The following is a 23,914-nucleotide window of genomic DNA, read 5'->3' on the forward strand; positions in this document are numbered from 1 at the left end:
AAGTAGGTGGACCAATGGTTGAAGTAGTGGGTGTTCGTTTTCGAGAAGCCGGACACATCTATTATTATGCTCCTGGCAAAAATACATTTCATTATAACGATAAAGTTTTGGTTGAGTCACAACAAGCGCAACAAATTGCCACCGTGGCACTTCCTAAAGTTGAAATGGCAAAGGAAGATTTATCAGAGGATTTAAAAACTGTTTTACATAAAGCGAGTGAAAAAGAATTACACAAATTAGCGCAAAATCAAAAAGATACTAAAGCTGCTTTTAAAATAGCTAAAGAAAAAATTCGTGAACATGAGTTGGAAATGAAATTAACCAATGTCGAATACACATTTGACCGCAGTAAAATGGTTTTTTATTTTACTGCAGATGGACGGATTGATTTTCGTGAATTGGTGAAAGATTTAGCAGCTGTATTTCGTACTCGGATTGAGTTGCGTCAAATTGGTGTTCGTGATGAAGCTAAGATTTTAGGGGGGATTGGACCTTGTGGCCGGCAATTATGTTGTTCAACATTCCTAGGTGACTTTATTCCTGTCTCGATTAAAATGGCAAAGGATCAAGGTCTATCATTAAATCCAGCCAAAATTTCTGGATTGTGTGGCCGTTTGATGTGCTGCTTAAAATATGAAAATGATGAATACGAACAAGCGAAAAAAGAAATGCCCGATTACGGCAAAGAAGTCATTACACCAGAAGGTAAAGGACGTGTAGTTGGTCTGAATCTATTGAGTCGGATTGTAAAAGTTCGCTTAGTAGGTCGTGAAACACCGCTAGAATATGATGTTTCTGAACTTGTTAAAGCAGGTGACAAAGGTCATGGATAGACGTAGTCTTTATGATGGTTTGAATCAATTAGAATTCAAGATGGAAGAAAATCTTGAACAGTTGACAACAATGAAAGAAACTTTATTGGAATTAGTCGAAAAAAATACCACCTTAGAAATTGAAAACCAACGATTACGAGAGCGTATTTTAGAGATGAATCAAAAAGCGCATCCTCAAACCACAGATGAAAAACAAGGATTATCCCAATCAAAAATGAATTTGGAAAAAATATATGAAGATGGTTTTCATGTCTGCAATTTATTATATGGTTCCAGAAGAGAAGATGATGAACCTTGTGCTTTTTGTTTAGATGTCATTTATAGTGAAAGTAAACCAAGTAAATAAGTAAGCAGACGGGATTGAGTAATCGCTCAATTCCGTTTTTAATTGAGAGGATTGATAATGATGAAAATCCAAAAAAGCTTTTCTAAAGAACCAAAGGGGATTCTTTATTTAGTACCTACACCAATTGGTAATTTAGCGGATATGACTTTTCGCGGCGTGGAAACTTTAAAAGAAGTTGATTTAATTGCTAGTGAAGATACTCGAAATACCCAAAAATTACTAAATCATTTTGAAATTAAAGTACCACAAAAAAGTTTACACGAGCATAATTATAAAGAACGTATTCCAGAAATAATTGCATTGTTAAAGCAAGGTAAAAAAATTGCACAGGTTTCAGATGCTGGAATGCCTTCAATTAGTGATCCCGGTCATGAGCTAGTGGAGGCTTGTATTGCGGCAGATCTAACAGTGGTTTCATTGCCGGGAGCAACGGCGGGTATGACAGCTTTAATTGCTTCTGGATTATTGCCACAACCTTTTTATTTTCATGGATTTTTACCACGAAAAAAAAATATTCAGAAAGAAACCTTAACTACGTTAAATGATCAAACAGCGACGCTGATTTTTTATGAGTCACCTTATCGCTTAAAGGCGACCTTAACGAATATATTAGAAGTTTTTGGTGATCGCCAGGTTGTAGTTTGTCGTGAATTGACTAAATTATTTGAAGAATACTTACGTGGAAGTGCAAGTGAAATTATTACTTATTTGACTGAGCATCAGCTTAAAGGGGAAATTTGTCTAATGATTGCTGGTAATAATCAAGTAGACGAAGAATTACCTGTTTTTGAAGGTAGTCTAAAAGAACAAGTCGAAAAAATTATTCAGACGGGTGAAACAAGTAAAGAGGCTATTAAGTTAGTTGCTAAGCAACAAAATTTGAAAAAACAAGATGTTTATAAAGCTTATCATGAAGGCTAAAAAAAGGACGGAGAATACACTCTGTCCTTTTTATGTCAAAAAACCTCACATGAATAGTGACGAAATTAGAAGTTTATGAAAATAAACGTAAAAATATACTGCAAATTCTCATTTTTAATGTTAGGATATGTTACATAATAAAAAATGGGAGTGGTTATATGGCAGCAAATATTGCATTTATTTTAATTTGTTCGGGGTTGGTATTTTTAATGACTCCAGCATTGGCGTTTTTCTATGGTGGTCTAGAAAGAAGAAAAAATATTTTAAACACAATGATGATGGTAATTTGTGTAATGGGTTTGGCTTCAATTGTTTGGATTGCAGTCGGCTATTCATTATCATTTAGTGGATCAGGTTCATTTATCGGAAATCTCGATAAAGTCTTTTTAAATGGAGTGTCAATGACAGAAGGAGACGGGATTCCTGATGGATTGTTCGCTTTCTTCCAAATGATGTTTGCTTTAATTACCACTGGTATCTTAACAGGTTCGGTAGCAGGACGCATGAGATTTTCAGCAATTTTCTTATTCATCGCCATCTGGTTAGTTGTTGTTTATGCACCGTTGGCTCATATGGTTTGGGGCGGAGGCTTCTTAGACCAGATTGGTTCAATTGACTTTGCTGGTGGGAACGTTGTTCATATTAGTTCAGGGATTTCTGGTTTGGTTCTAGCGGTTGTTTTAGGACGTCGTCGTGAATATCACTTAGCAGAATATCGTCCTCATAACGTACCGTTTGTAGTATTAGGTGCAGGTCTATTGTGGTTTGGTTGGTTTGGTTTTAATGCCGGTTCAGCTTTAGCGGCTGATGGTTTAGCTATTCACGCTGGGTTAGTAACAAATACTGCAGCAGCTGCAGCGATGCTTTCTTGGATGCTTATTGAGAAAGTTTTAAATGGTAAACCGACAGTTGTAGGTGCATGTACAGGTGCTGTGGTTGGTTTAGTTGCAATTACTCCAGGGGCTGGTTTTGTCTCACTATGGTCTAGTATATTGATTGGTCTTTTAGTAAGTCCTTTCTGTTACTTCTTCATTGCAGTGATTAAACAGCGTTTAGGATTTGATGATGCATTGGATGCTTTTGGTTGTCATGGTATCGGCGGGATTTTTGGAGGTATTGTTACAGGTATTTTTGCAGATCCAAGTGTAGGTGGCCGTACAGGTTTGATTTACGGTGGTGTAGATTTATTTGTTGCTCAACTTGAATCAATTATTTTCACGTTAGTTTTTGCCGGAGCAGCAAGCTTCATTATTATTTCAATTATTAAATTATTCATGCCAATTCGTGTAACAGATCAGGAAGAAGCACTTGGTTTAGATTTAGGAGAACATGAAGAAAGTGCCTACCCAACGTTTATGGGATTAGATTCTTAGGAGGAAAGTAGCATGAAAAAAGTTGAAGCGATTATTCGGCAGGAAAAATTAGAAGAAATTAAAGCAGCAATCGATAAAGATTTTGAGGTAAATGGTATGACAGTTTCACAAGTTCTAGGAATTGGTTTGCAAAAAGGACAAACAACTCATGTGCGGGGGAAAGAAATTGTAACGAGTTTATTGCCTAAAGTAACGGTGAGTTTTGTTCTGGCAGATGAAGATGTCAATCACGTGATTGATTTGATTTTAAATATTTGTCAGTCAGAGGATTTTGGTACTGGAAAAATATTTGTTTACCCAATTGAAGAAGCTATTCGAATTCGAACAGGAGAACGAGGAGAAGCAGCTATTTCATAAACGAAAAACGTCAAATACCGAAAGGTTTTTGACGTTTTTTTATTGAAGCAAGTCTTTTTTTATTTTCTCGAATTCAGCTGGGCTTAAAATACCTGCGTCCAATAGTTCTTTCATTTTGATTAATTGTTCCGCAATAGTTAAGGAGGTATCTTTTGGTTGTTCGTCAGCTGAAGGATCTTCGAAAGCATCTGTTAAGGCGATTAAAATAGCTTGTGACTCACCTTCAGTTAAAACAATCGGAATGGTGTCTTCTGAAGTAAGTACCATCAGATAGTCTAAACTGTGTTCTTTCATTAAGCGAAATTCTTGCAGGTTACTTCGAGTGATAACACGGAAAGTTTCTCCCAGCATCTTTTTTTGTCCCATAATGAAGCGCTGATTTGTTAAAGCGTAGGCATAAAAACCATCATTACGAGTGGCAGATTGACGGTTGTGCATTCCTAAGAAGCAAACAAGTACGGTTTCATCATTTCTCAAGTTTTTAGCTAATACTTCAAAATGTTTTAGGGAAAAACTAGGATCGGTACCTCCAAAAAAATGCTGTTGGTTGCAATATTGGTACATTTCTTGGGCAGTTTTCATCATATTGCTCCTTTTAAAACGAAATAATTTTATCAAGTATAGCACAAAAAAACCACCATAGCCGTCACTATGGTGGAAATGAAGGTTGTTATTTACTCTTGGTAGGAGTAAGTATGAAAAAACCAATTCGGGATAATTGGTATAATCTTATAATAAAGGAAACGCTTTATTTTTTCATGAATAATTTTTATTTTTATGCTAAGAAATCTATGAGAAAGCGATGATTAACTTTTTTTCTAGCCGTTTCTTTTTGTTTTTAACAAAAAAGTCTTTGTGTTACACTTGTTAAGTAGATTTTAAAAATAGGAGGGGTTTTATGTCATCTATCAGTAAAAATTTGCTTTCTCAATTAACTTCAGAAGAAGCAGTCGGACCGTTCGTCACGTTTATGTTGAATACCCATGTGTCTCATCAAGAAGTTGAGAAAGATCAGTTGATGTTGAAAAATTTTGCAAAAGAAGCGAAAAAACGTTTTGAGAAACGCTATCCTGATGAAAAATTTGCACCATTCCAAGAAAAAATCGATCGTTTATTAACTGATTTATCTTTCTGGCGTTCTCCAACAGCCAGTGTTGCCATCATCTTAACAAAAGATGAAACCTATATTCACCGCTTAAGTATCGAAGTTGATGATCAATATTATGTTGCCGACTTACCTTATTTATTAGCGATTATTAAAAATGCACAATTTAATTATAACTATTTGTTATTGGCTTTAAATCGCGATTCAATGAAGCTATATCAAATGAAGAATAAACAATTAAGTGAAGTAACCTTACCTGAAGAAGCACCAACTGACGCAACTAAAGCATTAGGTGACGAGCTTGCTGATAAAAGCCGAGTAAATACTTCTGGCGCTGGCTCAGCAGATGGTTTAAGCTTCCATGGAATGAGTCCTAAAGATGAAGAAGTTGAGGTTGATTGGTTGAATTATTACCAAGCAGTTGATAATTTCTTACGAGGCTTAGCTAACCCGGAACAATTACCATTGTATTTATTTGCCTTACCAGAAAATCAAAGCCAATTTAAAAAAGTGGCAAAAATTAATTACTATTCTGATAAAGCAGCAATTTCAGCATCACCAGCTAATTTGAGTATCAAGGATATTGAATTAGGCGCTTTAAAATTATCTGATGAATTGGCCGAACTGGAAACAACTAGCTATCAAAAACTAACTGATAAAAAATTCAACGATCAATTAGTTGATATTGATCTAGCAGCAAAAGATGCTCGTATTTCTCACCTATTCATTGCTACCAGTAATTTAATACCTGGCTTTGGTGATGACCCAGATACCGAATATGATCGTCGTCAAGTATTGAATCAAATTGCAGAACTTGTTATTTCAGGTGGTGGGCAAGTCTTTGTACTGGATCAAAAAGCGATCCCAGATGAAAAGAGTTTATTAGCGATTTTACGTTATTAATTGTCTTCATTATCAATTGGTAAAGAAATATGAGGAATCTTACTTCTTTCTTTAGTTTGGTTATTGATTGTGGTATACTTTAAACCGTAGTTGTTGTCGGCTAATCATTGGCAAGTGTTTTTTGAAACATCTTCCTATTTTTATCGTTCAAGAATTACAAAAAATATTTAAAAACAGGAGATGTTTTTTACATGGAACACGGTACAGTAAAATGGTTTAACGCAGAAAAAGGTTATGGCTTTATCACAGCAGAAAACGGCAGCGACTTATTCGTTCACTTTTCAGCTATCCAAGGCGACGGCTTCAAAACTTTAGAAGAAGGCCAAGCAGTAACATTTGACGTAGAAGAAGGTCAACGTGGCCCTCAAGCTACAAATGTTGAAAAAGCTTAATTAAACAATTTCTGCCAGGTGCAATTTTTGCATCTGGCTTTTTTTTGTAGCGAAAAAAAGCTATAATTTCAAAGGAAGGAGGCGGACTGTGAAAAATACTTATGCCATCGTTGATATCGAAACAACTGGAACTGATCCTAAAACTGATCGTATTATTCAATTCGGTTGTGTACTAGTAGAGAATGGGGAAATTGTTTCTCGTTTTGCGACAGATATTAATCCAGACCAGAGAATTTCAAGCCAGATTCAACATTTGACGGGAATATCCAATCAACGAGTAGCCAAAGCCCCTTATTTTGAAGATGTGGCAGTTACTATTGCCAATTTTTTATCGGACACAATATTTGTGGCCCACAATATCTATTTTGATTATACTTTTCTATCAAATGAATTGGTTCGTTGTGGCTTACCAGAATTAACTAGCCCAGGAATTGATACGGTAGAATTAGCACAAATCTTTATGCCAACTGCTTTAAGTTTTCGTTTGAAAGATTTAGCAGAAGAATTGGCATTTAGTCATAAGAACCCTCATCAAGCAGACAGTGATGCAGAAGTAACAGCGGAGCTTTTGATTAATTTAGAGAAGAGAATTCGCCAATTACCGTTAATTACTTTAGAACAAATTGTCAAACTAGCCGATCATATGGCTTTTCAAACGAAAGATTATCTAGCAGAAATATTGGCTGATCGAAAACAGCAACAAGAAACACCTTCAGCTGAGATTGAAATAATCTTTGGCCTGGCTTTAAAGAAAAAAACGGCGCCACTTTATTTAGAGAATCTCTACCAAAGAAGTTATCCTAGGATGAAAAAAAACAAAGAAAAATTATATGGTCAAAAATTGAGCTTCCGTAAAGAGCAAGGAAGATTAATGAATTTGGTCTATGATTTTTTCAATAGCCAAGAAAAAGCTGATTTAATTGTTGAAGCAGCGACTGGAATTGGTAAAACTTTAGGCTATCTTTTACCCATGAGCTATTTGGCCACCCCTGAAAATCCTTTAGTGGTCAGTACGGCTTCATTATTGTTACAAGAACAGATGTTGAATAAGGATTTACCTTTACTTAATGAATTGTTAGAACAGCAGTTGCAAGCGGTAGTAATGAAAAGTAGTCGACATTACATTGATTTGGCTCGTTTTTATCAAACCTTACAAGGAGAAATCGGTCAAAAACAATATACTTTCTATCAAATGGCTGTCTTGGTATGGCTGACTATGACAGAGACAGGTGATTTTGATGAATTAAATATGACTCGTTTGAATCATACTTTTTGGCAGGAGGTTGGACATTTAGGATTAGAAAGTTTAAATCCTAGTAATCCATTTTACGCCGTCGATTTTCTTGTCCAGCGTAATAAAAAATTGCAGCAAAGTAATTTAGTCATTACTAATCATGCTTTTTTAGCGGAAGAAAGCTATCGAAAGACGCCTCAATTACCTAGCAGCAGTTACTTAATTATTGATGAAGCCCATCATTTGAGCCGAACATTGACCCGTATTAGTAGTCACCAATTGAGTGTGACTGCCATTAGCAAAAGGTACCAACAATTACTGGAAACCAATAAAATATTAACATGGCAAAATTTAGTTAATCATGATCAACAGATCAGTCATCTAATTGAAATGTTATTTGATATTTATAGTGAGTTAGTGGCTGATTTAACGGATTTATTTCCAGAAATGATACGCTTAACGAAAGATGATATTAAGGTGTTGTCCCAAGATCAATTTGATCAAGTGTCGAACTATGGGCAAGACTTGATTAGTCGTATCCAAATTTTATACCGGGATATTTCGATCGTGACTGAAAAAATAGCAGCTTATTTTCAGTTGCATCAAGCAAGCTTTGGTATTGAAGAACAAAGTGATGTCCATGACTTTTTGGCTTTAAAAGAAAAGTTAAACTCTGAAGGGGAAACTTTTGATCAATTTGTGACTTTCTGGGAGGCCCGTTATCTCCACTGGTTAGAAGAAAAAAGCCAACGAATTGCTGTTGAAGATTTAGCAGCACAAGTTTTACCAGAAACGCGATGGTATAGCCGCTATCAACAAATTTTATACTTAGGTGGGACGTTGAAAATCACAAGTGATCGTAGATACTTTGCAAAACGTTGGGGAATTGACGCGGATTTAAAAGTGATTGCAAGTCCTTATGATTACAGCCAACAAGCAAGACTTTATGTACCAAACGACAGTTTAGATATTCAAACCGCCTCGCCTGAAAGGTACGGACAATATATCGCAGAAATTATTGGTCAAGTTGCGGCAAAAGAAGTTCGCCCAATATTGGTTTTATTTACTTCTCATGATATTTTGAATCGAGTCTATCGTTATTTGAGATTACCGATGCTTCAAGAAAATAGAGAAATTTTAGCACAAGGATCGGGTGGTAGCCGTGAAAAATTACTCAAACGCTTTTTATTGTCTGAGGATGCTATTTTGCTTGGAGCCGATAGTTTTTGGGAAGGAATCGATTTACCTGGAGAAATTCTGCAAGTCTTGATTGTTACTCGTTTACCTTTTGAAAATCCTAAACGTCCGCTAGTAAAAGCTAGAAATGAATATTTAACTAGTCTCGGGGTGAATTCATTTTATGAAGAAGCAATTCCTCATACGATTTTACGGTTGCGCCAAGCCTTAGGTCGTTTGATCCGATCGGAAGAAGACAAGGGAGTCATGTTCTTGTTAGATCAACGGTTCATTAAAGCAAGCTATGGGAAACGTCTGCAAAAAGCCCTACCTAAAGAATTACCGATTATTAATCATTCCTTTGCAGATAATTTAGCAGATGCCCATGATTTTTTAAATTCTGACAAAAATTCAGAGAAGTAATGAGGAAGCGCGCGAGTTTTGGTATAATGTAGCTTATCTGAAAGGAGCCAATTATTTTGTCGAAAAGAAAGACGATCGGCGAGAAAATCAATCTCTGGTTAATTGCAGCAATTATTGTTTTATTAACAATTGTTGTGACAGTTACTATTATTTTTATTCGCTCTAATCGGCCGTTACATCAGGCACGCGAAGAAACGATTCAAGTCGCTAGAAGATACGGCGATTTAGATACAGTAGATAAATTTTATTGGTTTAATCGTAAAAAAACTTATTTTACTGTCACTGGTGAAGATACTTCTGGAAAAAAAATTGTCGTCATTGTTCCACAAAAAGGCAATAAAATTCGCGTATTGGATCAAAGCGATGGCTTGACGGAAGCAGCCGCAAAAAAACAAATTTCAACTGATTATCCAGATGTGACTGTCGAAAAAGCCGAATTAGGCATCTATCAAAAGCAAACAGTTTGGGAAGTTTCAGCAAAAAATAGTGAAGGCAATTATAATTATTATTTGATTGCTTTTGCTGATGGGAAGAAAGTAAAAACATTGAATAACATCTAATCTTGGTAGGAGTGATAACGATGAAATTAGCAAAGCGCATGGAAACCTTAGAACCGTCAGTCACCTTAGAAGCAACTGCAAAAGCCAAAGCATTAAAAGCACAAGGACTAGATGTCATTAGTCTAACAGTTGGAGAACCTGATTACACGACGCCAAAAAATATTGAAGATGCAGCAATCGAAGCAATTAAAAGTGGCAGTGTGAGTTTTTATACAGCTTCTGGTGGGACACCAACGCTAAAGGAAGCCATTATTCACTTTACTAAAGAAAATTATGGTTTCACAGTTAAGCCCCAAAATATTATTGTTACAAGTGGTGCTAAATTTGCGTTATATACTTTATTTCAAACAATTTTGGATCCAGCTGATGAAGTCATTATTCCGGTTCCTTATTGGGTCAGCTATGGAGAACAAGTCAAATTAGCTGAAGGGCAACCAGTCTTTGTGAACGCAACACAAGAAAATGACTATAAAATTTCAGTAGCGCAATTAGCAGCAGCAAAAACTTCAAAAACTAAAGCTATTATTATCAATTCCCCTTCAAATCCAACAGGGATGATTTACACTGAAGAAGAGTTAAGAGGAATCGGTGAGTGGGCAGTTGCTAATGACGTGTTGATTATTGCAGACGATATTTATGATCATTTGGTTTATAATGGTAATAAGGCAGTTCATATTGCTGAGCTTTCAGAGGCTATTCGGAAAAACACGGTTATCATTAATGGTGTTTCTAAAACTTATGCAATGACAGGCTGGCGTATTGGATACGCAATAGGAGAAGCTGATATTGTTGCTGGAATGACCAAAATCGCCTCTCAAGCGACAAGTAATCCAGCAGCTGTCAGTCAAGCAGCAGCAGTTGAAGCTTTGAGTGGACAACAAAATACAGCTGAAGAAATGCGCCAAGCTTTTGAAGAACGTTTAAATACGATTTTTCCAAAAGTTGCAGCTTTACCAGGATTTCATTTAACTAAACCACAAGGAGCCTTTTACCTGTTCCCAAATATCAAAGAAGCTATGGACTTAGGCGGCTACACAAATGTAACGACTTGGGTCAATGATTTATTGGAACAAGAACAAGTTGCTCTAGTAACAGGTGAAGGTTTTGGCGCACCGGAAAATGTTCGGATCAGTTATTCAGCTAGTTTAGAAGACTTAGAAGAAGCCGTTGTTCGGATTCGCCGTTTTATTGAAAAGAATCAAAAGTAACTTATTAAGAAAAAGCAATTCGGGATAAATAAGTTAGGAGAGACGATAGTGGAACAAATTTCAATTATTGATGCAAAAGATTATGTAGGACAAACCGTAAAAATTGGTGCTTGGGTAGCTAATAAACGTTCAAGCGGAAAAATTTCTTTCTTACAATTAAGAGACGGAACGGCTTATTTTCAAGCAGTTGTGGTAAAAAGTGAAGTACCTGAAGAAGTTTTCCAATTAGCTAAAGAATTAACCCAAGAAACATCTATTTGGGTCGTTGGTGAAATTCGCGAAGACACCCGCTCAAAATTTGGTTATGAACTAGGTGTGAAAGAAATCGAAGTTGTTGGAGAAAGTCATGATTATCCAATTACACCAAAAGAACACGGAGTCGATTTCTTAATGGATCATCGTCATTTATGGTTGCGTTCATCACAGCAACATGCGTTGATGCTCATTCGTAACGAAGTCATTCGAGCGACTTATGAATTTTTAAATGCACAAGGTTTTGTGAAAATGGATCCGCCAATTTTGACAGGTTCAGCTCCTGAAGGTACGACAGATTTATTTGAAACAAATTATTTTGATCAAACAGCTTATTTATCTCAAAGTGGACAATTATATTTAGAGGCTGCAGCGATGGCCTTCAGTAAAGTATTTTCTTTTGGTCCAACTTTCCGTGCTGAAAAATCTAAAACACGTCGTCATCTAATTGAGTTTTGGATGATTGAATTAGAGATGGCCTTCATGCATCAAGAAGATAGCTTAGAAATTCAAGAACAATATGTCGCTTATTTAGTGCAAAGTGTTTTAGACAATTGTGATTATGCTCTGGACGTTTTAGGACGTGATAAAGAAATCTTGAAAAAATATACAAAACTACCTTACCCACGTATTTCTTATGATGATGCTGTTGAATTGCTAATTAAAAATGGCTTTGATGATATTACATGGGGAGATGATTTTGGTTCTCCACATGAAACCTTTATCGCTAATTCATACGATCAACCCGTCTTCATCTTAAACTATCCAAAAGCGATTAAACCTTTCTATATGAAACCTCATCCAACAAGAGATGATGTGGTGATCTGTGCCGACTTAATCGCGCCAGAAGGTTATGGTGAAATTATTGGTGGTAGTGAACGGGCAACTGATTATGACTATTTAGTAGAACAAATCAGAGCTGCTGGTCAAGATGAAAAAGATTATGAATGGTATTTAGATTTGAGCCGTTATGGCGCTGTACCCCATGCTGGCTTTGGTTTAGGTTTAGAAAGAACCATCACTTTCATTGCCGGAATTGATCATGTTCGTGAAGCGATTCCGTTCCCACGTTTGCTAAACCGAATTTATCCATAAAAAGAAACTGCCTTAGAAGAAATTTTCTAAGGCAGTTTTTTTATTTATTTTTGGAAACGGTTCAGTTTTTGGTTGACACATGATGATTCATTCATATATAATATACATGAGGAAACATTCATGTGTAATCAAGAAAGAAGGATGCATCATGGAAAAAATTTATCGTTTAGATGGTTTAGACTGTGCAAACTGTGCTGCAAAAATTGAAAAATCAATTAAAGAAATTCAAGGTGTTGAACGAGCACAAGTTGATTTTGCTACAACCAAATTAACAATTGAAGCAGAAAATGCTGATTTAAGTGAGGTTTGTAACGAAGCCAAACAAATTGTTAAAAAAATTGAGCCAGATGTAAAAATAAAAAACTGGCAAGATGAATCAGAAGAGGAAAATAATCATTTTAAAGTAATTCAAATTGTAAGTGCCTTAATTATTTTAGGGGTCTTAGCATTAGTTAAGCCCGTTATGCCGCTTTCACTTATCGCCTATAGTGCATTATATTTATGGATTGGCTTTGATGTTTTGAAAACAGCGGTCCTAAATATTTTTCAAGGAGAAATCTTTGATGAAAATTTTTTGATGACGGTTGCCACGATAGGTGCTTTAGCAATTGGCGAATATCCAGAAGCTGTGGCTGTAATGCTATTTTATCAAATCGGTGAATTTTTCCAAGATTATGCAGTCAATCGTTCGCGTAAATCAATTAAATCTTTAGTAGCTAGTCGGCCAGATAAAGCCAACTTACTATTAGATGGTCAATTAACTGAAGTTAAACCAGAAGAAATTCATGTGGGAGACTATATTGTTGTTAAGCCTGGCGAAAAGGTGCCATTAGATGGTGTGATTACTGAAGGACGTTCATTTGTAGATACCTCTGCTTTAACTGGAGAATCGGTCCCTCGTAGTATTGAAGCCGGCGAAGAAATTTTATCAGGTTTTATTAATCAAGAAGGACAACTAACTATCAAAGTCACGACAGTATTTGGTGAATCAACCGTCAGCAAAATTCTCGACTTAGTAGAAAATGCAGCTAGTAAAAAAGCACCAGCTGAAAAATTTATCACTAGCTTTGCTAGATATTACACGCCAATCGTTGTTGGCTTAGCAATTTTATTAGCTATTGTGCCACCTTTAGTAACGGCAAGTGCCTTTTATCCTTGGATTTATCGAGCCTTAACATTCTTAGTTATTTCATGTCCATGTGCGTTGGTGATTTCTGTTCCGTTGAGTTTCTTTGGCGGAATTGGCGGAGCTAGTAAAGCAGGAGTCTTAATCAAAGGAAGTAACTATATTGAAACATTAGCCAAAACGCAAACAATTGTTTTCGATAAAACTGGTACTCTTACAAAAGGAGTCTTTGAGGTACAAGAGATTGAAACCCAATTACCTCAAGCTGATTTCTTACAAATAGTGGCTAGTTTGGAACAAGGTTCAAATCATCCAATTGCCAAGTCTATTTTAAAAGCCAATCAAAAAGATTTATCATCCGTGGAAAATGTTGTCGAAAAGGCTGGTTATGGGATTAGTGGACAAATTGACAAGGTTAATTACTTTGCCGGAAATGATAAATTGATGGCTGCTGAAAATATTGTCATACCTGAAGTACACGCAATTGGAACTATCATTTATTTGGCAAAATCAAGGGAATTTTTGGGTTACTTAGTAATTGCCGATGATTTAAAAGCCGGTGTTAGTGAGACTATGAAAGAATTAAAAGCTTTAGGGATCAAACAAACAGTGATGTTAACTGGTGACAATCGAAAAATTGCTGACGCGATCGGTAAAAAAATTGGTGTCGATCACGTTTATAGTGAATTATTACCAGCAGATAAAGTCAGTCATTTAGAAGAATTGTTGCAAGAGAATCATAAAGTTGCTTTCGTTGGTGATGGCATGAATGATGCACCAGTTTTAGCTCGAGCGGACCTAGGTATCGCCATGGGTGGTTTGGGTAGCGATGCAGCGATTGAAGCTGCCGACGTAGTAATTATGAATGACCAGCCAGAAAAAATCGTTACGGCAGTCAAAGTTGCTCGCAAAACCATGAAAATCGTTAAAGAAAATATCATTTTTGCTTTAGGAGTCAAAATAATCGTTCTAGCTTTAGGTGCAGTTGGGATTGTTTCGATGCCCGTAGCTGTTTTTGCCGATGTTGGGGTAACTGTATTGGCAGTCATTAATGCGATGCGTTGTTTACGAGTGAAATAAATGTTGAAACGACTAATTGAAAGATTAGTCGTTTTTTTTAGCTAACTATAATAGGATAGAAAGAGTGATTAGACGGCGTTTAAGAAGACTAGAATTGTTGATTAATATTTATTTTAGTTTGAAATTGTTTGTTTTTCATAAATTTTGTGTTTACTTTTATGTAAGCGCATGCTATTATTGTGTCAACGAAAACAGAATATTTAGTGGATCGTTACTAACTTGATTAGGCGAGACTGCGAATAGTAGATTAGAATTTCATTATGAGATTGTCTACTGTTTGCAGTCTCTTTTTGTTTGAAAGGAGGATAGAAATGTATCGAATCGTTAAAGTTTTAAATAATAATGTTGCAATTGTCAGAGATGTGTCCAGTCAGCAAGCAGTCGTCATGGGAGCTGGAATAACTTATCAAAAAAAGAAAGGTGATCTGATAAGCGAAAAAGTTGTCGAAAGAATTTTTACCTTAAGAAATGAAGAATCACAAAATAACTTTTCGACTTTGTTGAAGGATATCCCGCTGGACTTTATCACGACTTCTTATGAGATTATTGAACGAGCCATTAGTCAGTATCAATACCCAGTTCAAGAATATATATATGTTACTTTAACTGATCATATTTATTTGAGTTATCAAAATTTAAGTAAAGGCACATATGAAAGCACCGTTCTACCGAATATCAAAACCAATTATCCAATTGAATTTAAGATTGGTCAGGCAGCTGTCCTATTAATCAAGGAAAAACTAGCTATTGATTTTCCTGAAGAAGAAGTTAGTCGCATTGCATTACATTTTATTAATGCTAAGGGGACTTCAACTGCGGTATCTACTGATGACCGAATTGAGAAAAAAATGATTGAATTAGTCCAAAATGAGTTGTCGATTTCAGGAATCAGTAGGACGAATAAAAATCAAAATTATTATGACCGACTGATGATTCATTTAAATTACTTTCTAGAACGAATCATGAGTGGTGTAGCTGATCCTGAATCTTTTTCACTAAATTTTGAAGAAACGTTAAAGAAAGATTATCCTGAAGCCTATCAAATCGGCAATCGTATTTATAGATTGATTGAAGATCATTTAGGGAAAACGCTAAATGAAAATGAACGAATTTATTTTACAATCCACATTCAACGCCTGTTATAAAACAATCAAGTATTCAAGAAAAATACATTTAAAAATATTGAAAGAGAAAAGGAGAAATAATCATGACTGAATTAAGAAAACTACCTGAGGACTTTTTAATGGGAGGAGCAACGGCAGCTTATCAAGTCGAAGGGGCCATTGATAAAGATGGTAAAGGGCCAGTAGCCTGGGATACATTTTTAGTAGAAAAAGGACGTTATACAGCTGAGCCAGCGAGTGATTTTTATAATCAATATCCAGTTGATATTGAACTATGTAAAAAATTTAAAATTGATAGCTTAAGGATGTCGATTGCTTGGAGTCGGATTTTTCCAAATGGTTATGGTGAAGTTAATCAAAAAGGTGTCGATTATTATCATCAAGTTTTTGCAGAATGTAAAAAACAAGGAATCACACCATTTGTCACAATTCATCATTTTGATACACCTAAAGCATTATTTGATGACGGAGATTTTTTAAATCGTGAGAATATCAAACATTTCGTGAACTACGCAAAATTCTGCTTTGATGAATTTAAAGAAGTCTATTATTGGAGTACTTTTAATGAAATTTACCCAGCTGCAACAAATCAATATTTGACGGGTGCTTTTCCTCCTGAAATTCGTTTCGATCTACAAAAAACAGTTACAGCATTGCATAACATGATGTACGCTCACGCACAAGCAGTCAATATCTTCAAAGAAGGCGATTATGAAGGTGAGATTGGTGTAGTTCACTCATTAGAACCTAAATATCCAGCTTCAGATACACCAGAAGATATTCATGCAGCCGAATTAGATGACGCGTTATCGGTGAAATTTTTAATGGATGCGACTTATTTAGGCTATTATTCTGAGCATACTATGAAATGTATTAATGAAATTTTAGCAGCAAATGATACAAGTATTACCATTGATGAAAATGATTTTGTTGAAATGAAAAAAGCTGCAAATCGTAATGACTATCTTGGGATTAACAATTATGTCAGCCATTGGGTGAAAGCTTATAATGACGAAAGCCAAATGTTCTATAACACAACTGGTGAGAAAGGCACGCAAGTCTATCGTATTAAAGGGATTGGTGAACGTATTCAGCGGACAGATTTACCACGAACGGATTGGGACTGGCTGATTTATCCTGAAGGAATCTTTGATTTATTGGTTAGGATTAAAGAGGATTACCCAAATTATAAAAAAATCTATATTACGGAAAATGGTTTAGGTTATAAAGATAAGTTTGACGACGGCGTTATTTTAGATGATGACCGAATTGATTATCTAAGAGGCTATTTTAATTATATTTCTAAGGCGATTGATGCTGGTGTTAATGTTAAAGGTTACTTCATTTGGTCTCTGATGGATGTCTTTTCTTGGGTTAATGGTTATAACAAACGTTACGGACTATTTTATGTCGATTTTGAAACGCAAAAGCGCTACCCGAAAGAATCTGCCTATTGGTATAAATTTGTCAGTGAAACAAAAACGATTATTTAAGACGAGGGAGGAGGATTTGAAATGAATAAAAATGACTTACAAATGCTCGGTTTTGAAATCGTTGCTTATTCAGGTGACGCTCGTAGTTCATTACTTGGCCTATTAAAAGAAATTCGCGGCGGTGATTTTTCTAATGTTGAAAGCAAACTCCAAGATGCAGATGAGAACTTAAAATTAGCTCATAATGCTCAAACGCAAGTTCTTGCCAATGAAGCTAGCGGTGATGACTTAGAATTAGGTTTTATCTTCATTCATGGCCAAGATCATCTGATGACAACCTTATTATTAAGAGATTTAGTCCAAGATTTTATTGAGCTATACCAAGAAAAATATCGCTGAAAAGGATTGAAGGAGGTAAAAAAATGAATGTAATTATTCAACAAATTGAAAAAAGACAAGCTCTGTTTCAAAAAGTGTCGAAGAATATTTACTTAATGGCAATCAAAGATGGTTTTTTAGCAGCCATGCCAGTTATTTTGTTTTCGAGTATTTTCATTTTGTGTGCAGCAATTCCACCGATTTTTGGCGTAACCATTCCAAGCGGGGTAGAAGAATGGTTATGGAAAATCTATGATTACACGATGGGTGTTGTTGGTATGTTAGTGGCTGGAACGACTGCTCGCTGTTTGGCGGGTAGTATGAATCGAAAAATGCCCGATGGAAAAATAATTAACGAGACATCAGTTATGTTAGCAGCGACTTGTGGTTTTCTTTTATTAGCAATTACTAAAGCTGATGGTTCTTTTGCAGCTGATTATATGGGAACAAAAGGGATTTTATCAGCGTTTATTTCAGCTTTTATCACTGTAAATATGTATAAATTTTGTGTGATTCGTGACATCACAATTAAGATGCCAAAGGAAGTACCTGGCAGCATCGCACAAAATTTTAGAGATGTTTTTCCTTTTTCTTTTTCTGTTTTAGCTTGTGCACTGATTGATATTGTAGCGAGAGCCGTACTTAATGTTCCTTTTGGAGAAGTTTTTTCCAAACTGTTGTCACCATTATTTGCTGGAGCTGAAAGTTATTTTGGTTTATCTATTATTTGGTTCTTAATTCCATTATTCTGGTTTGTTGGGGTTCATGGACCATCAGTTGTAAAACCTGGATTATCTGCTGCCTTGTATGGAAATACGGAAGCCAATTTAAGAGTTTTTACAGAAGGTGGTCATCCAACTCATGCGCTAACTGAAAATTTTGGGAATTTCATTGGTGAGTTAGGTGGGACGGGTGCAACATTTATAGTACCGATTATCTTTATTCTTTTTATGCGATCTAAGCAATTAAAAACGGTCGGGAAAGCATCAATCATTCCCGTGATGTTTGCCGTAAATGAACCACTATTATTTGCAGCACCAATTATTTTGAATCCTTATTTCTTTATTCCTTTCTGTATTGCACCGGTAGCGAATGTATTAATTGGTAAATTTTTTATCAGCGTATTAGGCATGAATGGTTTTATGTATGTTTTGCCATGGGCGACCCCGGGACCGATTGGAACAGTGATGAATACGGGCTTTCAGCCAATTTCAATTTTGCTGTCAGTAGTTTTACTATTAGTTGATTTTGCTATTTACTACCCGTTTTGTAAGGCATACGATAAAGTATTGGTAGCGCAAGAGGCAGAAAGAGTTGAAGAAATTGAGGAAATCGAAGGAATAGTCCCTCAATTATCACCAGAAAGTGCAACGGCAATTGTAGATAATAATGAAACAGTGGTTGTTGAAGAGCATTCTAGTGTAGCAACTATGGCTGATGAAAAGGAGTTAAAAGTTTTAGTTTTATGTGCAGGTGCGGGGACAAGTGCAATGTTAGCTAATGCTCTAGAAGAAGGAGCTAAAGAAACAGGGGCCCATGTCATTGCTAAGGCTGGAGCTTATGGTTCTCATTATGATATTATGCCGAATTTTGATATGGTAGTCTTGGCACCGCAAGTAAATTCCTATTATGATGATATTAAAGAAGATACAGATAAGCTAGGTATCAAACTAATTGCCACAAAAGGAGCAGAATATATTAAACTTACACGTAACCCTGCCGGAGCAATTAAATTTGTCATGGATCAGCTTAAATAAATAGATTTAACCACAGACAATATAAAAGATTTTTTGGAGTAGAGAAATCTACTCCATTTTTTTTTACAGAGAATATTGCTTACCTTATATTGACAAAATGTAAACAACTGATTACAATTATTAATGTAAACAAGTCGTTACTTTATGGAAAGTTGTGATTACTTTGATTAAAAATCATTTAAAAGTTCTCCGGGCAAAAAAAAATTGGACCCAAGAAGAACTAGCAAAAAAAGTTGGTATTTCTCGACAAGCGGTGATTTCGATTGAAAAATATAAATATACGCCATCGTTAGAATTAGCTTTTAAGTTGGCAAAGGCATTTGAGGTAGATATTAATCAAGTTTTTGATCCTGAGGAGGAGATTGAATGAGTCAAGTGATAATTTTTATTATTCAAGTAATTATTTTGGGTCTCTTTTTTTATTCGGGATTTTATCAAGCCAAAAAAAGAGTACAATACAAAAATGATGAGCGCTGGCAAGCAATTTCCAACCGTGCTAACCAAATTGGCTTAAAATATTATCAAGTTTTAGTGGTTTTAATTGCAATAATAACGACAATTTTATTGTATAAACCAGAATGGAATGTTCAGCTCTCGTTAAGTCGGGTGTTAATGTTTGGCTTTTTTCTGATATGTCTGGAGCAATTTGTCGAAACTTTAGGGATAAAATATTACGATAAACATATGTAAGTCTTTAGCAGAAAAAGCTAAAGATTTTTTTTGTAGAAAAAACTTGACTTATTATGATTACAATTGTAAACTTAATTTGTAATTACATATGTAAACGAAAGGAGAAGCACGATGACGATTACAGCTGAACCAATAAAAATTAGTGATTCCGAATGGGAAATAATGCGTGTGATTTGGACCAAGCAAGAAACTACAGCTCAAGAAATTAGTGAGATACTTGGCGAGACAATGGATTGGAAGCCGGCAACCATTAAAACCTTGTTGGGACGTCTAGTAAAAAAAGATGCTGTTTACACCAAACAAGCTGGAAAAAAATATATTTATTATCCAAAAATCAGTGAAAGTAAAACTGTTAAAAGCGCTACTGAAAATTTATTTTCACATATTTGTGCAAAGCAAATTGGTAATACAATCGCGGAATTAGTTGACGAAGCTGAACTGACCGAAGCAGATGTGGCGAAAATTATGGCTACTTTAAATAAAAAAGAAACGGTAGCAGAAGTTGTCTGCAATTGTATTCCAGGACAATGTGAATGTAAACATCACAGTGCTTAAATTTAAATTATAAGGAGAGATTATCATGAAACAAACATTTAATATTGAAGGTATGACTTGTCAACATTGTGTGAAAAATGTAGAAAATGCAGTTAACGAATTACCAGGAATTGATAAAGTAAAAATAAATTTGAAAAAAAATAATGGTGTTGTAAAATTCGACGAAGCACAAGTTACCGCAGCTGAAATCGCTACAAAAGTAACGGATGCAGGTTATCAAACAGAGGTGATCTAAATGAGCCAAACGGTGGAGACTTTTGCCATTACCGGTATGACTTGTGCCAATTGTTCTGCTCGGGTGGAAAAAGAATTAAAAGCGACTGATGGCGTGGTGGAAGTCAATGTTAACTTAGCGACTGAAAAAGCCACAGTATCTTTTGAGCAAGGACTTACGGCGGATGATTTAATCAAACGGGTGGAAAATATTGGTTATGGAGCAATTTTATTTGATGAAGCTCATAAACAAAAGATTGTTGAAGAAAAACAACGTTACTTAGCAAAGATGAAAAGAGATTTAATCATTAGTGGGATTTTGACCTTACCTTTAATGGCAGCGATGATTGCCATGCTTTTAGGTTCTCAAGCTGCTTGGGTACATTTACTGCATCGTCCAGTGGTGCAGTTAATCTTAGCTACGCCAGTTCAGTTCTGGATTGGTCGTCGTTTTTATTCAGGTGCTTATCACGCCATTAAAACGAAAGCCCCTAATATGGATGTATTGGTTGCGATGGGAACGACAGCGGCTTATGCCTTAAGTGTCTATAATGGATTTTTCAATCCTCATAATAGTGATTTGTATTTTGAAAGTAGTGGCATGATTATTACCTTAATTTTATTAGGGAAATATTTAGAACAAAAAGCCAAAACTAAAACTAGCGATGCCATTAAACAGTTGATGGCCTTACAAGCTAAAACTGCCACTGTAATGCGAGAAGGAGAAGAATTAAAAATCCCAATCGAAAATGTTTTGGTAGGTGATTTATTATTGGTACGGCCAGGTGAACAAATTCCAGTAGATGGAGTTATCAAAAGTGGGCAAACAACACTGGATGAAAGTATGTTAACAGGTGAAAGCTTACCTGTTGATAAAAGTGTCGATGACCAAGTTTTTGGCGGAACCTTAAATACGACTGGCAGTATTCAATTACTAGCAACACAGGTCGGCAGTATGACTGTTTTATCAAGAATTATTCGGATGGTGGAAGACGCCCAAGGTGAAAAAGCGCCGATTCAACAAATTGCTGATCGGATCTCAGGGATTTTTGTGCCAACTGTTTTAGTGATTGCTGCAATTACATTTGTTGTGACAAGTTTTGCTTTAGGTAATTGGGAAACCGCGATTGTTCACAGTGTTTCGGTTTTAGTGATCGCTTGTCCTTGTGCATTAGGCTTGGCTACACCAACTGCAATTATGGTGGGAACTGGTTTAGGTGCGAAGAATGGTATTTTAATTAAAGGTGGCGGAGCGTTAGAAAAAACGGCGCATCTGACAACTGTTGTACTAGATAAAACCGGTACTATTACTGCAGGTAAACCAGTAGTCGCTGATTTCTTCACAGAAAATGAAGAAGCATTGACTATTTTAACTAGTATTGAAAATTATTCTGAACATCCTTTGGCTAAAGCAATTGTAAATTATGGCAAAGAACGGACCAACTTAAAACCAGTTACTGATTTTGAAAGTTTAACTGGTCGTGGTGTGACTGGTAAAGTAGATGGTAACATTTATTATGTCGGTTCTAAACGTAGTGTTACAGAACGTGGACTGATGATAGATAATTTGGCAGAAGTGACGCAATTGGAAGCTGAAGGTAAGACCGTGATGTTCTTGTCAGATGAGAAAAATATATTGGCTTCAATTTCAGTGACAGATCAAATCAAGGATAGCTCTAAACAAGCAATCTCAAATTTACAAAATCAAGGTTTGACCGTTAAAATGTTAACGGGTGATAATTTACAAACTGCTCATTATATTGGTGAGCAAGTTGGTCTAACTGAACAAGATATTATTGCAGAAGTTTTACCAGAAGATAAAGCTGATGTGGTTCGCGAGCTTCAACAAAAAGGTGAAACCGTTGGTATGGTAGGCGACGGCATCAATGATGCACCTGCGTTGGCTTTAGCTGATATCGGGATCGCTATGGGATCAGGTGCTGATATTGCTATGGAAACGGCAGATATCACTTTAATGAATAGTGATTTGGTGTCTGTTAGCAAAAGCATTAAATTATCAAAAGTTACTTTAAATAAAATCAAACAAAATCTTTTCTGGGCATTTTTATACAATGTCATTGGTATTCCATTTGCGGCATTTGGGTTCTTAAACCCGATTATTGCTGGCGCAGCAATGGCTTTTAGTTCAGTCAGTGTCTTGTTGAATTCACTAAGTTTAAATCGAAAAAAAATATAATGATAAACGTCTGAATATTTCAGGCGTTTATTTTTATCTAGAAGTTCAAAAAATTTTATTTTTTTTAAAAATTAAATGCTATATTTTACTTGAGAGAAGGTGATCAAAATGATCTGGGAGCAACTGACTGAGGCTAAGATTAATCGCAAAATTAAGCTGCTGAATTGCTTGAAGCAACAACCAATGCGGGTTAAACAATTTGCAGAAGAAATTGGTGTCAGTACTAAAACGGTTCGTCGAGATTTAGCGGAATTAGAAAAGACAAAGGGACATTTTTTTACTAAAGGGGTCATTGTTTGGGAAAATGCTGAAGTATATCATCAATTGTATTTTGATTTGTTGCAAGAAAGTGAAGCCTTTAATGTTTTTCGTCATTTTTTGTGGAAGCACCCAATTCCTTATAAAAGAGGTACCTATCGTCATTTAAATGAAAAATTGTTGAAACTCAATCTTTCTTTAACTAAGGAAGGACTAATTGGTAATGACGCTGTTTTATTTCAATTGCGTTGGCAGTATTTACTGGATTTTGAAGTGGGAAATCAAAAGCATGTAATTGAAGAAAAGATGTTTCGTTTTTACCAATTTATAGATGCTGGTCATTTAGATTTCGCTTTGGGATGGGAGTATTTTGTAGCTAGTCCAGATCATTTTAATCAATTTTTAGCTCGTAGTCTAATGCCGGAAACCGTTGCATATTTACTTTATTTTGAAGAGCAGAAAAGATATTATGATTTATTTTTGAGCTTTTATTTACAGCATCAAGAAGTTGAAAGCATCTTATATCGTGATGCACGATTATGTAGTTATATGCTGATTAAATATTTAAAGATAGATGATCCACGGGTACAAGCACGTCTTCAATTAAAATTATTTCGGTTATTATTGGATCTTTCTCAAGGATTTCCGATTGGTTTTATCAATCAACTGGCCGATTTTTCTAGTAGCCCTAAACTTTGGCGAATTAGTAAAAAAATGAAAGAACTAGTTGTTGTACTAGATAATTGTCCGGTGACTGACTTGGCTTATACATTGGAAAAAACAGTCCGTGATGCTTATTTGTGCTCATTTTATGTTGAGCGCTATTCAACTTTTAGTAATGATGACTTTCATAATCATTTTTGGCAAGAAGAAGTGATGAAAGAAATTGAGGCTAAGTTTTTGGCAACCTAAGTTCTGCTTAGTA

The 23,914-nt window shown here is 35.6% G+C and carries 23 protein-coding genes; 22 read left to right on the plus strand and 1 reads right to left on the minus strand.

Annotation, left to right across the window (positions count from 1 at the left end; translation table 11 throughout):
- Positions 1–14 precede the first annotated feature (14 nt).
- The 5 genes from KUA55_RS01245 to KUA55_RS01265 all read left to right on the plus strand — a co-directional run bounded on the left by KUA55_RS01245 (position 15) and on the right by KUA55_RS01265 (position 3,830).
- Positions 15–833 carry a PSP1 domain-containing protein gene (locus tag KUA55_RS01245; RefSeq protein ID WP_218324356.1) on the plus strand — a complete coding sequence of 273 codons (819 nt, stop codon included), beginning with the start codon at positions 15–17 and terminating at the stop codon, positions 831–833.
- A complete protein-coding gene (locus tag KUA55_RS01250; protein ID WP_218324357.1) occupies positions 826–1,179 on the plus strand; it encodes a DNA replication initiation control protein YabA in 354 nt (117 codons plus the stop codon). Before KUA55_RS01245 ends, KUA55_RS01250 begins: the two co-directional genes overlap by 8 nt.
- A gap of 60 nt (positions 1,180–1,239) precedes the next feature.
- On the plus strand, positions 1,240–2,100 hold the full coding sequence (gene rsmI, locus KUA55_RS01255; RefSeq protein ID WP_218324811.1) for a 16S rRNA (cytidine(1402)-2'-O)-methyltransferase: 861 nt from the start codon (positions 1,240–1,242) through the stop codon (positions 2,098–2,100).
- 158 nt (positions 2,101–2,258) lie between these two features.
- Complete coding sequence (locus KUA55_RS01260; protein WP_218324358.1) at positions 2,259–3,473, plus strand: ammonium transporter; 1,215 nt, start codon at positions 2,259–2,261, stop codon at positions 3,471–3,473.
- Positions 3,474–3,485: 12 nt separating this feature from the next.
- The gene (locus KUA55_RS01265) at positions 3,486–3,830 is read left to right on the plus strand and encodes a P-II family nitrogen regulator (protein ID WP_218324359.1); all 345 of its coding nucleotides are present in this window, start codon (positions 3,486–3,488) and stop codon (positions 3,828–3,830) included.
- Between the two features lie 39 nt (positions 3,831–3,869).
- Here the strand turns inward: KUA55_RS01265 and KUA55_RS01270 are convergent, their stop codons facing one another.
- Positions 3,870–4,412, minus strand: coding sequence for an SHOCT domain-containing protein (locus tag KUA55_RS01270; protein WP_218324360.1), 543 nt, complete (start codon positions 4,410–4,412; stop codon positions 3,870–3,872).
- A gap of 316 nt (positions 4,413–4,728) precedes the next feature.
- Between KUA55_RS01270 and KUA55_RS01275 the strand changes: the two genes are divergently transcribed.
- The 17 genes from KUA55_RS01275 (at position 4,729) to KUA55_RS01355 (ending at position 23,901) form a co-directional block, all read left to right on the plus strand.
- Positions 4,729–5,838: a baeRF6 domain-containing protein gene (locus KUA55_RS01275; RefSeq protein ID WP_218324361.1), complete on the plus strand. Its 1,110-nt coding sequence runs from the start codon at positions 4,729–4,731 to the stop codon at positions 5,836–5,838.
- Positions 5,839–6,029: 191 nt separating this feature from the next.
- A complete protein-coding gene (locus KUA55_RS01280; protein WP_218324362.1) occupies positions 6,030–6,230 on the plus strand; it encodes a cold-shock protein in 201 nt (66 codons plus the stop codon).
- Between the two features lie 88 nt (positions 6,231–6,318).
- Positions 6,319–9,063, plus strand: a complete 2,745-nt coding sequence (locus tag KUA55_RS01285) for a helicase C-terminal domain-containing protein (RefSeq protein WP_218324363.1) — start codon at positions 6,319–6,321, stop codon at positions 9,061–9,063.
- A 56-nt stretch (positions 9,064–9,119) separates the two neighbouring features.
- Entirely contained in the window at positions 9,120–9,623 is a 504-nt protein-coding gene (locus KUA55_RS01290; RefSeq protein ID WP_218324364.1) for a cell wall elongation regulator TseB-like domain-containing protein, read from the plus strand.
- Positions 9,624–9,643: 20 nt separating this feature from the next.
- On the plus strand, positions 9,644–10,831 hold the full coding sequence (locus KUA55_RS01295) for a pyridoxal phosphate-dependent aminotransferase (protein WP_218324365.1): 1,188 nt from the start codon (positions 9,644–9,646) through the stop codon (positions 10,829–10,831).
- Between the two features lie 48 nt (positions 10,832–10,879).
- Positions 10,880–12,178 (plus strand): asparagine--tRNA ligase, encoded by a 1,299-nt coding sequence (gene asnS, locus KUA55_RS01300; RefSeq protein WP_218324366.1) that lies wholly within the window; start codon positions 10,880–10,882, stop codon positions 12,176–12,178.
- A gap of 148 nt (positions 12,179–12,326) precedes the next feature.
- On the plus strand, positions 12,327–14,384 hold the full coding sequence (locus tag KUA55_RS01305) for a heavy metal translocating P-type ATPase (protein WP_218324367.1): 2,058 nt from the start codon (positions 12,327–12,329) through the stop codon (positions 14,382–14,384).
- A 311-nt stretch (positions 14,385–14,695) separates the two neighbouring features.
- Complete coding sequence (locus KUA55_RS01310; protein WP_218324368.1) at positions 14,696–15,529, plus strand: PRD domain-containing protein; 834 nt, start codon at positions 14,696–14,698, stop codon at positions 15,527–15,529.
- 62 nt (positions 15,530–15,591) lie between these two features.
- On the plus strand, positions 15,592–17,001 hold the full coding sequence (gene lacG, locus KUA55_RS01315; protein WP_218324369.1) for a 6-phospho-beta-galactosidase: 1,410 nt from the start codon (positions 15,592–15,594) through the stop codon (positions 16,999–17,001).
- A gap of 21 nt (positions 17,002–17,022) precedes the next feature.
- Positions 17,023–17,340: a PTS sugar transporter subunit IIA gene (locus tag KUA55_RS01320; protein WP_218324370.1), complete on the plus strand. Its 318-nt coding sequence runs from the start codon at positions 17,023–17,025 to the stop codon at positions 17,338–17,340.
- Positions 17,341–17,363: 23 nt separating this feature from the next.
- Positions 17,364–19,076 carry a PTS lactose transporter subunit IIBC gene (locus tag KUA55_RS01325; protein WP_218324371.1) on the plus strand — a complete coding sequence of 571 codons (1,713 nt, stop codon included), beginning with the start codon at positions 17,364–17,366 and terminating at the stop codon, positions 19,074–19,076.
- Positions 19,077–19,239: 163 nt separating this feature from the next.
- Positions 19,240–19,446, plus strand: a complete 207-nt coding sequence (locus tag KUA55_RS01330) for a helix-turn-helix transcriptional regulator (RefSeq protein ID WP_218324372.1) — start codon at positions 19,240–19,242, stop codon at positions 19,444–19,446.
- Entirely contained in the window at positions 19,443–19,766 is a 324-nt protein-coding gene (locus KUA55_RS01335; RefSeq protein WP_218324373.1) for a hypothetical protein, read from the plus strand. The genes KUA55_RS01330 and KUA55_RS01335 overlap by 4 nt, the downstream gene beginning before the upstream one ends.
- Positions 19,767–19,877: 111 nt before the next feature.
- Entirely contained in the window at positions 19,878–20,321 is a 444-nt protein-coding gene (locus tag KUA55_RS01340; RefSeq protein ID WP_218324374.1) for a CopY/TcrY family copper transport repressor, read from the plus strand.
- A gap of 25 nt (positions 20,322–20,346) precedes the next feature.
- Positions 20,347–20,556: a copper chaperone CopZ gene (copZ, locus tag KUA55_RS01345; RefSeq protein WP_218324375.1), complete on the plus strand. Its 210-nt coding sequence runs from the start codon at positions 20,347–20,349 to the stop codon at positions 20,554–20,556.
- Positions 20,557–22,731, plus strand: a complete 2,175-nt coding sequence (locus tag KUA55_RS01350) for a heavy metal translocating P-type ATPase (RefSeq protein WP_218324376.1) — start codon at positions 20,557–20,559, stop codon at positions 22,729–22,731.
- A 108-nt stretch (positions 22,732–22,839) separates the two neighbouring features.
- Positions 22,840–23,901: a DeoR family transcriptional regulator gene (locus KUA55_RS01355; protein ID WP_218324377.1), complete on the plus strand. Its 1,062-nt coding sequence runs from the start codon at positions 22,840–22,842 to the stop codon at positions 23,899–23,901.
- Positions 23,902–23,914: the final 13 nt, after the last annotated feature.

Origin of the sequence: Enterococcus alishanensis, assembly GCF_019218635.1 — a bacterium.
Taxonomy (GTDB): domain Bacteria; phylum Bacillota; class Bacilli; order Lactobacillales; family Enterococcaceae; genus Enterococcus_A; species Enterococcus_A alishanensis.